The organism is Gordonia caeni (genome assembly GCF_039537105.1).
Taxonomy (GTDB): Bacteria; Actinomycetota; Actinomycetes; order Mycobacteriales; family Mycobacteriaceae; genus Gordonia; species Gordonia caeni.
In genome coordinates, this window is record NZ_BAAAZW010000001.1 from 580,665 (window position 1) to 591,438 (window position 10,774).

The following is a 10,774-nucleotide window of genomic DNA, read 5'->3' on the forward strand; positions in this document are numbered from 1 at the left end:
ACAGAATACCCGCGCTCCGCGTCGCGGACAACCTGGGGAAATGTGGCCGTGCTTACAATTGCAAGCGCGATGGTCGGATGGTCGTGGGACGGACCGCGCAGGCCGGTGACCTGCGGCGCACCAGGCATTCAGAGACTCCGCAAGTAGGCCAGATCTGCGGGGACCCCCTCGGCGGGAGTCTCCAGAATGGTGGGCGCATCGGCCTGGGCCATCAGTTCGGCGAGGACGTCCGGGGCGATGTGTCCGGACTCCAGGTTCGCGTGCCGGTCCCGTCCGGAGTCGAACTCGTCGCGCGAGTTGTTCAAGTGCACCAGATCGATCCGTCCGGTGATGGCCTTGATCCGCTCCACCAGGCCCACCAGCTCCTCGCCGCCGGCCCACGCATGGCAGGTGTCCAGGCAGAAACCGGCCTGATCGAAATCGCCCACCGCATCCCACAGTCGCTCGATGGACTCCAGTGTTCGGGCCATGGCGTGATTCCCGCCGGCGGTGTTCTCGATCAGGATCGGCACGCCGAAACCGCCCTTGTCCTGCTGGCGCTCGAACAATTTGCGCCAGTTGTCGAAACCTTCCGCGGGATCCTCGCCGTCACGCAGATGGCCACCGTGCACCACCAGCCCGATCGCCCCGAGTTCGGCGGCGGCCGCAGCCTGCTGCTCCACGGCTTTCCGCGACGGCATCCGCAGCCGGTTGTTCAGGCTCGCCACATTGATCTGATAGCTCGAATGCACGACGACGTCGATCGGCGAATCCCGGATCTGCGCGGCGTGCGGGTGGGGTTGCGGCTTGTTCCACTTCTGGGGGTCGGTCACGAACATCTGGAAGATGTCCACCCCGAGTTCCTCGGCGGTGGTCACCGGATTGTCGTCCTGGCGCAGGTGGGCTCCGACTCGCATGCCCCCCACGATAGGTCAGGTCGACAGTGGCGGGCTGCGCTCCCGCGCGGGTCGCGAGGGGGTCGAACGCCGGGCGACACTAGAGTGAACAGCAGGAAACGGGCCCGGTGGGTCAGGGCTGTACGACCGCAGGAGCAAGACGACGTGAGTGTGAACAGTACGGCGGCCCCGGCCGGAGCAGCCGGCGACGGACCCGACGATGCCGCCGGGCAACTCGCGGGCGAGACGCTCGGAGCCGAGACCCTCCCCGCCGAGGCGCCCGCCATCGAGGCGGCCCCCGAAGAGGCGCCCGCCGTCGAGATCGTGGTCGACATCGTCGAAGCCGGAACAGTCGAAGCCGGAACGGTCGAAGCCGGAACCTCCACTCCTGCCGGGGAATCCGGGCCGATCGTCGTCGCCGAAGAGAAGGGACGCGACCTCACCTGGCTCCGCCGCTCGCTGCTGCTGCTCTGGGTGATCGCCCTCGGAGTCGAGATCGCGGTCAACGGCCTCGCCGTCGATCGCACCCGGCTGATCCTCTACCTCGCGTTCGGCATGGTGGCGGCCACGATCGGCCGGCGCCGGGCGATCACCGTCGTCACCGACTGGCTGCCGTTCGTGCTGATCCTGATGCTCTACGACTGGACCCGCAACGTCGCGGTCTGGCTCGACATGCCGACGCACTGGAAACTGGCGGCCGATGCCGACTTCTGGATGTTCGGGGTCAACCCGACGGTGTGGCTGCAGTCGCACATCAAGTTCGCCGATCCGCCCTGGTGGGAGATCATCGTCAGCGTCGTCTACATGTCGTACTTCGTGGTCCCGTACGCCACGGCCGCGGCACTGTGGGTCAAGAACCGGGCGACCTGGCGCCGCTTCGCCGTCTGCTTCATCGCCACCAGCTTCATCGGCCTGATCGGGTACACGCTGGTCCCGGCGGCCCCGCCGTGGGCCGCCGCCAAGTGCACCGCCGAGCAGGTCGCCGACTACCCGCACGACCCGGACTGCATGTACCAGCCGGAAGGGCTCGTGGAGGACAACATTCTCGGGCAGGTGCAGCCGCAGCAGGAGGGGGCCGCGCCGTACGTCGAACGCATCTCCACCCGCGGCTGGTCGGTGCTGCGGGTGGAGGCGGCCGGTCAGCTGATCAAGGGCGGCCAGGGCAAGGCGAACCTGGTGGCGGCCATTCCGTCGCTGCACGCGGGCCTGACGATGATGCTCGCGCTGTTCATGTGGCCGCGCACCAAAGCCCTGGGCCGAACACTGTTCATGGGGTACGCCCTGGTCATGGCGTTCGCACTGGTCTACACGGCCGAGCATTACGTCCTGGACATCATTCTGGGCTGGGCGATCGCCGGGCTGGTGGTGGGCACCGTGGAGTACGTCGACCGTCGCTACGTTCAGCCGCGCAACCGCCGTCGCGAGGCCGAACGTGAGATGGAGCGAGAGGACGCCGTCGCCGAGGCGGTGGAAGAAGGAGCCCTGGAGCAAGGCCCGGTGGCCGACGGGGCCGGTGCCCGGTAGAAGTTATGGCATGACCTCTCCGCAGAAACTCCGCCACCGTCTCCTGCTCACGGTCACGGCCGTGGCCACCGCCGGACTCCTCGCCGCCTGCGGCACCGACGACGCCGGTGACGATCACTCCGCGCACGGTGGATCCGGCCACTCCCACGGCGCGAGCGGCGCCCCGACGTCGGTGTCGGCGGACGCCAACTCGGCGGACGTCGAGTTCGCGACGATGATGATCCCGCACCACGCGCAGGCCGTCGAGATGGCCGACCTGGTGCCCTCTCGGACGCAGAACGCCTGGCTCCTCGGCTTCGCCCAGCAGATCAAGGACGCCCAGCAGCCGGAGATCGATCAGCTCACCGAGGCGCTGAAGGCCTGGGACGAGCCCGTGCCCGACGAGCACGCAGAGCACCAGATGGACGGCATGATGACAGCGGAGCAGATGACGCACCTGGAGTCGCTGTCCGGTGACGCCTTCGACCGGGAGTGGATCACCCTGATGATCGCCCACCATCGGGGGGCGGTCGCCATGGCCCAGACCGAACTCGACAAGGGCGAGAACCCGGAGATGCGCGGGTTGGCCCAGGAGATCATCGACTCCCAGCAGGCGGAGATCACCGAGATGGAGCGGCAGCTGAACTGATCGGCCGCGTCCGCGACGGCGCGGGCGCTAGGTGGTCCAGCCGGGCGCTTGCGGGTTCTCGGCGAAGTCGATGAACGCCCGGCTGTTCTCCACCGCGGTGACGGTGCCGAGCCCGAACTGCCCGTGGGTGTCGAAGAGTGCGGCACTGCCCACGCCGATGCCGTCGGCCTCCAGGTGGCTGGTGGCCTCCACGCCCACCCGGTCGCCTTCGGGCAGGCGGGCGAGCGCCACCGTCAGGTCGCAGTTGATGAAGCCGATGCCGCCCTCGCCCCAGTTGGTCATCAGGCTCGTCGACTCGCCGGCGATCACGGCGCGTTGAAACGCGGTGAGCGCGGCATCCGGGATCACCGCGATCGGTCTGGACCACATGCGATGCCGGTGCGCCTGCTGCTGGCCGGCCATCGAACTACTCCAGCCGTCCGGGCCGCCGAATCGGGGAGTGCCGTCCCCGGCATCCACCTCCGGCGGAAAGAAGGTGCGCTCGGACTCCGGCTGTGACCAGCGTGCGCCGGGCGGAGAGACGCCCTCCTTGAGGAAGACGGTCATGCCCTGGGCGACGAGGCTCTCCCCGGAGTCGGCGCTGTCGTCGTCGTGCTGCACGATCGCGAACGCGACCACCAGGATCCGGCCGCCGGAGCGTTCGACACGGGTGCGCACCGTCGTCGGGAGCCGCCGCGCATTCTTGAACAGCTCGATGGTGAACCGGGCCGGCCGCCAGCCGTCCCGGCCGTGCTCGCACTCCACCGAGTGCGCGGCGAGGCCGCAGACGGCAGGGCCGTTCAGCGAGTCCGGACCCCACAGGCTCTGCGCCATTTCCGTGGGAAGAAAGCGACCCGAGTCATCGCGCGTGAAGAATGTGTACTCCGCCATGCCGGTGACGCTACGCTTTGGCCATGATCAATCAAGAAGTACGTCCCGCGCTGCCGCCGGAGGCCGTCAACGCCGTCCGATCAGGCATGCTGTTCACGGCCGTCCTGGGCGTGGTTCTCGGTGTGCTGATCATGGTCTGGCCCGGGGTGACCGCCTTCGTCGCCGGACTGCTGTTCGGCATCGCCCTGGTGGTGGCCGGACTGTTCCGGCTCTTCTTCTCCTTCGCCTCGGTGGGGCTCACCTTCGGCCTGCGGATGCTGATGCTGGTGCTGGGCATTCTGATGGTCTTCTGCGGGGCCATCGCGATCATCAGCCCGGCCGACGCCTGGTGGATGCTGGCGATCTTCATCGGCATCGGTTGGATCTTCGGCGGCTTCCAGGACATCTTCGGGGCCCGCGCCGATGTCTCGATCGCACCCCGCTGGCTGGTGATCGTCGGCGGCGTGATCTCGGTGCTCGCCGGCATCGTCATGCTGATCTTCTCGCCGGGCACCACGGTGCCGGCCATCATGTGGCTGCTCGGTCTGCTGCTGGTGGTCGTCAGCATCGTCACCCTGGTCAGCCTGCCCAAGAAGGTTCCGACCAGCTAGCGCCGCTCCGCACGCGCAGGACTCACTCCGGCGTCGCCCCGTCGAAATCGCTCGACGGTGCGGCGCCGGACTGCTGTTCCAGGCGCTCGCGCAGATCCTGCAGCGAATCGGTGATCTCGGTGGTGTGCGTCAGCGTGAGGCCGGCCAGTGGGTCGGCGACCCGGCGGGTGTGCACCGCCGCCGCCCCCAGCAGCCTGCGGGCCGACGGCGCGTCGGTGTCCCAGAGCGCATCGGCGGTCCGGATGTACAGTGCTGCCGCGGCGGCGATCGCATCGAGATGCAGCATCGCCCACGCCCAGTGCTTGGCGACGTCGACGGTCGCGGCCTCGCCCCGGCCGTGGGTGCGCACATACTTGCCGTGGAGTTCGCTGCACAGCAGATCGGTGTCCTGCCACAGCTGCAGATGTCGCATGCATCGGACGCTGTCGTGCAGTGCCCGAAGATAGTGCACCGAGTACGGGCCCTCGCGGCGGGCGCGTACCTCGCGGAGCACAGAGAAATCCGCGAGCGCGTGTTCGTACTCACCGGCCGCGTACCTCGACCGGGCTTCTGCCTCCAGCTCGTCGAGCATGTCTCCACCATGCCCCGCCGCACACGGCCGCGGGCGTGGTCGGCCAGAAGTGAGACGAAGCGAGCGAAGTGTCCCGGCCGCGGGATGTGGAATGCGCGGCGATGGGGAAGGATGCTCTCCATGGAGCACACGTCGGCAAGGGATCTCAGCCGCTGGGCGCTGCTGAGTATCGGTGCGGCACTGGTCACCATCGCGCTCAAGACCGCGGCCTGGCTGATCACCGGATCGGTCGGCCTGCTCTCCGATGCCGCCGAGTCGGTGGTCAACCTGGTCGCGGCGGTGGTCGCTTTCGTCGCCCTGCGGATCGCCGCCCGTCCCGCGGACGACGATCACCAGTTCGGGCACGCCAAGAGCGAGTACTTCTCCGCGGTGATCGAGGGCGTGATGATCGTGGTGGCCGCCGGCGTCATCATCTACAGCGCCGTCGACCGGCTGATCCATCCGCAGGAACTCGAATCGATCGGCCTCGGCCTGGCGCTGTCGGTGGTCGCCACCATGCTCAACGGCGCGGTGGCCTGGCTGCTGCTGCGCGTCGCCCGCGAGCATCGCTCCATCACCCTGGAAGCCGACGGGAAGCATCTGCTCACCGATGTGTGGACCACCGTCGGGGTGGTCGCCGGACTGGTGCTGGTGGCGCTCACCGGCTGGCTGCCACTCGACTCCATCATCGCGATCGCCGTCGCGGTGAACATCCTGGTCGTCGGCTACCTGCTGATCAAGCGGTCGACCACGGGACTGATGGACGGCGCGCTCGCCCCGGTGCATCAGAGGGAGATCGACGCGGTGCTCGACGGTTTCCGGTCGGACGGGACCATCGACTTCCACGACGTGCGGACCCGCGAGGCCGGTGCCACGCGGTTCGTGCAGTTGCACATGCTGGTGCCGGGAGAATGGAGCGTGCAGCGCGGGCACGACGCCGTCGAAGAGGTGGAGGGGGCGCTGCGGGCCGCCCTCGACGATCTGGTCGTCACCGTGCATCTGGAACCGATCGACGATCCCCGCGCATACGAATCGTGGCGGCGCTGAGGAGCGATAGGCTGAAAACATGACCGACGCAGACGACGAAGTGGACACCGCCGGCGACTACGAGACCGACCAGCTCCAGCCCGAGGACACCCTCGAGGACGGCGAGCTGTCCGACGTGCTCGACCGCGGCTACTCGCCGCCGGACCACCGTCCCGCCGAACACCCCGAGCACGAGAATCTCGACGAGCGCCTCGCGGACGAGGAGCCGGACGTCGGCGCCGGCGCCGATGCCGGGCGAGACCCGGACTTCCCGTCGACCGATGAGGTCGGCGACCGCCGGTCGGGCCGGCTGGTGGCGCCGGACGAGGGCACCGAGGCCGACGTGGACGCGCAGCTGCTGGCCCACGACGCCGGGGTCGACGGCGCAGGCGCCTCGGCCGAGGAGGCCGCCATGCACGTCATCGACGACGCTCAGTAGGTCATGGACAGCGATCGACTCGTCGAAGTCGGCATCGGACTGATCTCCAACTTCGGGGCCAAGGCCCTGAGCCTGACATCGGTGGCCCGCCAGGCCGGGGTCGCCCGGGCCACCGCCTACCGGATGTTCGGCGGCCGCGACGCCCTGGTCTCGGCGATCGTCCAGCGGGAACTGGGCATCATGCGCGGAAAGATGGTGGAGTGGGGCGCCGGAGAGCCGGACGTGGGTGCCCGCGTCCACAAACGCGTGGTGGAGTCGCTCAAGTACATCCGCGAACACGAGGCCCTGCAGTACGTGCTCACCAACGAGCCGGAGGAGATCGTCGGTGCGTTGGTGACCGCGCGGGAGGCCGAGGGACCGTCGCTGATCCAGATGGTCGTCGACGTCACCGTGCCCGAGCTCGACGACGACGAGACCGCCGCGCTGTACCCGGATGCGCGGGGCGGGGTGGAGTTCATGGTGCGCACCGTCTACTCGTGCATGCTGGTGCCGCAGAGCTCGCTCAGCGACGAACAGATCGCCGAACTGGCCGTGCGCGCAATCGTCCGGTAGCGCGGGGCCCGGCGACGATACGCTGAGCGGTATGACAGGCAATGGGACCGAGTCCGCGCGCGGGATCTACATCGCCTCGGCCGAGGGGGACACCGGAAAATCTGCGGTCGCACTGGGCGTCCTGGTGCAGCTCGCCGCCACCGGCGGGCGCGTGGGGGTGTTCCGGCCCATCTCCCGTGCCGCGGCCGGGGAGCGCGACTACATTCTGGATCTGCTCATCGAGTACACCTCGGTGGACGTGCCCTACGAGGACTGCATCGGCGTCACCTACGACGACGTCCACGCCGACGCCGACGGCTCGATCGCCGAGATCGTCTCGCGCTATCACGCGGTCGCCGAGCACTGCGACAACGTCCTGATCCTCGGCTCGGACTACACCGACGTGGCCTCGCCGTCGGAGCTGAGCTACAACGCACGGATCGCGGCCAACCTGGCCGCGCCGCTGCTCCTGGTGGTCAAGGCGCTCGGGCGACCGCCTGCCGAGATCAAGTCTCTCGTCGAGATGCTCACCGCCGACATCGCGCAGGCGCACGCCGCCGTGGCCGGGGTGGTGGCCAACCGGTGCGATCCGCACCGCCTGGCCGAATACACCGCGGCCATCGGCGACACCGGCTGCCGGGCCTGGGCGCTGCCGGAGGAGCCGCTGCTGTTCGCGCCGACGATGGCCGAGCTCGCGACCGCCCTGGATGCGACGGTGTACAGCGGCGACGTCGACTTGCTCGACCGCGAGGCCATCGACGTGATGGTCGGCGGCATGACCGTCGAGCACATCCTGGAACGCCTCAACGAGTCGATGGCGGTGATCGCGCCCGCCGACCGCTCGGACGTTCTGCTGGCTTTGGTGAACGCCAATGCGGCACAGGGATTCCCGCGGCTGGCGGGCATCATCCTCAACGGCGGCCTGAAACCGCATCCGATGATCGACGCACTGGTCCGGGGCCTGCGCCCCACGTTGCCGATCCTGCAGTGCGACTACGGCACCTACGAGACCGCCCGGATCTGTTCCACCACGCGCGGCCGGATCGCTGCCGGCTCGGTCCGCAAGATCGATGCGGCGCTGGCGCTGATGGAGCGGTACATGACCTCCGACGGCATGTTCGCCGAACTCAAGCTGCATTCGCCGGAGGTGATGACGCCGCAGATGTTCGAGTACCAGCTGCTGGCGCAGGCCAAGTCCGATCGCCAGCACATCGTGCTGCCCGAAGGGGGCGACGACCGGATCCTCCGTGCGGCCGGCCGGCTGCTGCGCCGCGACGTCGCCCAGCTGACGCTGCTCGGGCAGGAGGATGCGGTGCGCCGGCGTGCCGAAGAGCTCGGCATCGACCTGTCGCAGGTGCAGATCCTCGATCCGCAGACCAGCGACCTGCTCGATCAGTTCGCCGAGACCTACGCCGAGCTGCGCAAGCACAAGGGCATGACGCTCGAACGCGCCCACGAGATGGTCAGCGACGAGTCGTACTTCGGCACGATGATGCTGCACGCCGGGATGGTCGACGGGATGGTCTCCGGTGCGGTGCACACCACCGCGCAGACCATCCGGCCGGCATTCGAGATCATCAAGACCCAGCCGGACGTCTCGACGGTCTCCAGCGTCTTCTTCATGTGCCTGTCCGACAAAGTTCTCACCTACGGCGACTGCGCCGTCGTCCCGGATCCGACCTTCGAGCAACTCGCCGACATCGCCATCTCGTCCGCGTCTACCGCGGCGGCGTTCGGGATCGAACCCCGGGTGGCGATGCTGTCGTACTCCACCGGCGGTTCGGGAACCGGCGCCGACGTCGACAAGGTCCGCAAGGCCACCGAACTGGTGCGGGAGCGTGCGCCCGAACTGCTGGTGGACGGCCCGATCCAGTACGACGCCGCGATCGACCCGTCCGTCGCGAGCTCCAAGATGCCGGACTCGCCGGTCGCGGGCCGGGCGACGGTGCTGATCTTCCCGGACCTCAACACCGGCAACAACACGTACAAGGCGGTGCAGCGCAGTGCCAGTGCCATCGCCATCGGCCCCGTGCTGCAGGGACTGAACAAGCCGATGAACGACCTCTCCCGCGGCGCCCTGGTCTCCGACATCGTCAACACGGTGGCGATCACCGCCATTCAGGCGCAGAACCTGAAGAACGCCGACGCCGTCGCCGCCGAGTTGGACTCCGGCACCGTCTGACCTTCCCCGTCCACCGCTTCTCGTTTCCGAAAGGCCGCCATGACTGCAGTGGAGAAGGCTGAGATCGTTCCCGGCGCCGTGCTGGTGATCAACGCGGGTTCGTCGTCGCTCAAGTATCAGCTGGTCGATCCGGTCACCGAGCAGGTCTACGCTGACGGGCTGGCCGAGCGGATCGGGGAACCGTCCGGCGGGGCCGTCAAGCATGAGGCGGCCGGCCGCAAGCGGGAGATCGAGGTGATCCTGCCCGACCATCGGGCCGCCATCGCCCAGGTCGTCGAGCTTCTCCGCGAGGACGGGATCGATCTGGCCGACGCGGCGCTGGCCGCGGTCGGACATCGGGTGGTGCACGGGGGCCGCAGCTTTCACGCCCCGTCGGTGATCGACGACCGGGTCCGCTCGGAGATCGAGCGCATCGCACCTCTCGCGCCGCTGCACAATCCGCCGAACCTCGTCGGGATCGACGCGGTCTCCGCGCTGCTGCCGGACGTGCCGCCGGTCGCGGTCTTCGACACGGCCTTCTTCCACAACCTTCCCGAGGAGGCCGCGACGTATGCGATCGACGCCGAGACCGCACGCAAGTACGCGATCCGCCGATACGGATTCCACGGCACCAGTCACCAGTACGTCTCGCTGCGCGCCGCCGAGTTCCTCGGACGACCCGACGACGAGGTGAACCAGATCGTCCTGCACCTGGGCAACGGTGCCTCGGCCTCGGCGATCCGCGGCGGCCGGCCGATCGACACCTCGATGGGGATGACTCCCCTGGAGGGACTGGTGATGGGGACCCGGACCGGGGACATCGATCCCGGGATCGCGTTCCAGCTGGCACGCGTGGGGGAGATGACGATCGACGACATCGACCGCCTCTACAACAAGCGGTCCGGGCTCAAAGGGCTGAGCGGCGACAACGACTTCCGGTCGATCCTCGAGCGGGTGGCCGCCGGCGACGCGGCCGCCACCCTGGCCTACAAGGTCTACCTGCACCGGCTGCGTCACTACATCGGCGCGTACATGATCGAGCTGGGGCGCGTCGACGCCATCGTGTTCACCGCAGGCGTCGGTGAGAACGCTGCGCAAGTCCGCGCTGACGCACTCACCGATCTCGGTGCCTACGGGATCGAGATAGACCCCGAGCGCAACGCCGAACGCACCGATCAGGTGCGCCGGATCTCCACCGATGCGGCCGCCATCGCGGTCCTGGTGGTCCCGACGAACGAAGAACTGGAGATCGCCCGCCAGTCCGCTGCAGTGGTCGCTGACCTCTGAGCGCCGCCGTATGGGCCGTTGACCAGCGGAGTTGTGTTCGTGTTGGGGCGTGTGTAACTTAGTCCTGGTCGCCGAGACACGAAGTTTCTTCGAGAAAGTTCAAGTTTCGGGTTGACACTCCAAACTTCTGTCCGTTAGGATAGTGGTTGTTCGGGGTTGTGGTGCCTGCTGGTTCTGCTGAGCGTGGGGCTGGTCACGGTGACTTGACTGCGAACGAGTTCCGGTTGTAGGCTGGAGCAGTTGCCCGTTATGCGGGTGGCGGAACCTGTAGCTCATTGAAGTTCGCACGGCGA

11 protein-coding genes are annotated in these 10,774 nt (G+C 68.2%); 8 read left to right on the forward strand and 3 right to left on the reverse strand.

Annotated features, from left to right (window positions below):
• Positions 1-128: 128 nt before the first annotated feature.
• Positions 129-896, reverse strand: coding sequence for a deoxyribonuclease IV (locus ABD732_RS02660; protein WP_344780294.1), 768 nt, complete (start codon positions 894-896; stop codon positions 129-131).
• A gap of 387 nt (positions 897-1,283) precedes the next feature.
• On the opposite strand from ABD732_RS02660, the gene ABD732_RS02665 reads away from it, so the two are divergent.
• Both ABD732_RS02665 and ABD732_RS02670 read left to right on the forward strand, forming a co-directional pair.
• The gene (locus ABD732_RS02665) at positions 1,284-2,399 is read left to right on the forward strand and encodes a phosphatase PAP2 family protein (RefSeq protein ID WP_344780356.1); all 1,116 of its coding nucleotides are present in this window, start codon (positions 1,284-1,286) and stop codon (positions 2,397-2,399) included.
• Positions 2,400-2,409: 10 nt separating this feature from the next.
• Entirely contained in the window at positions 2,410-3,027 is a 618-nt protein-coding gene (locus tag ABD732_RS02670) for a DUF305 domain-containing protein (protein ID WP_344780296.1), read from the forward strand.
• Positions 3,028-3,054: 27 nt separating this feature from the next.
• Here the strand turns inward: ABD732_RS02670 and ABD732_RS02675 are convergent, their stop codons facing one another.
• The gene (locus ABD732_RS02675; RefSeq protein WP_344780298.1) at positions 3,055-3,897 is read right to left on the reverse strand and encodes a thioesterase family protein; all 843 of its coding nucleotides are present in this window, start codon (positions 3,895-3,897) and stop codon (positions 3,055-3,057) included.
• Positions 3,898-3,920: 23 nt separating this feature from the next.
• Here ABD732_RS02675 and ABD732_RS02680 point away from each other — a divergent pair, with 23 nt between their 5' ends.
• The gene (locus ABD732_RS02680) at positions 3,921-4,487 is read left to right on the forward strand and encodes an HdeD family acid-resistance protein (protein ID WP_344780300.1); all 567 of its coding nucleotides are present in this window, start codon (positions 3,921-3,923) and stop codon (positions 4,485-4,487) included.
• A 22-nt stretch (positions 4,488-4,509) separates the two neighbouring features.
• On the opposite strand, the gene ABD732_RS02685 is transcribed toward ABD732_RS02680, so the two are convergent.
• On the reverse strand, positions 4,510-5,058 hold the full coding sequence (locus tag ABD732_RS02685; RefSeq protein WP_344780302.1) for a hypothetical protein: 549 nt from the start codon (positions 5,056-5,058) through the stop codon (positions 4,510-4,512).
• Between the two features lie 120 nt (positions 5,059-5,178).
• Here ABD732_RS02685 and ABD732_RS02690 point away from each other — a divergent pair, with 120 nt between their 5' ends.
• Genes ABD732_RS02690 through ABD732_RS02710 form a run of 5 tightly spaced genes read left to right on the forward strand, consistent with a single transcriptional unit; the run spans position 5,179 to position 10,481 of the window.
• On the forward strand, positions 5,179-6,084 hold the full coding sequence (locus ABD732_RS02690; protein WP_344780304.1) for a cation diffusion facilitator family transporter: 906 nt from the start codon (positions 5,179-5,181) through the stop codon (positions 6,082-6,084).
• 19 nt (positions 6,085-6,103) lie between these two features.
• Positions 6,104-6,502 (forward strand): DUF5709 domain-containing protein, encoded by a 399-nt coding sequence (locus ABD732_RS02695; RefSeq protein ID WP_344780306.1) that lies wholly within the window; start codon positions 6,104-6,106, stop codon positions 6,500-6,502.
• Positions 6,503-6,505: 3 nt separating this feature from the next.
• On the forward strand, positions 6,506-7,054 hold the full coding sequence (locus ABD732_RS02700) for a TetR/AcrR family transcriptional regulator (RefSeq protein ID WP_344780308.1): 549 nt from the start codon (positions 6,506-6,508) through the stop codon (positions 7,052-7,054).
• A 31-nt stretch (positions 7,055-7,085) separates the two neighbouring features.
• Positions 7,086-9,215 carry a phosphate acetyltransferase gene (gene pta, locus ABD732_RS02705; RefSeq protein WP_344780310.1) on the forward strand — a complete coding sequence of 710 codons (2,130 nt, stop codon included), beginning with the start codon at positions 7,086-7,088 and terminating at the stop codon, positions 9,213-9,215.
• A 39-nt stretch (positions 9,216-9,254) separates the two neighbouring features.
• On the forward strand, positions 9,255-10,481 hold the full coding sequence (locus ABD732_RS02710) for an acetate kinase (RefSeq protein ID WP_344780312.1): 1,227 nt from the start codon (positions 9,255-9,257) through the stop codon (positions 10,479-10,481).
• Positions 10,482-10,774: the final 293 nt, after the last annotated feature.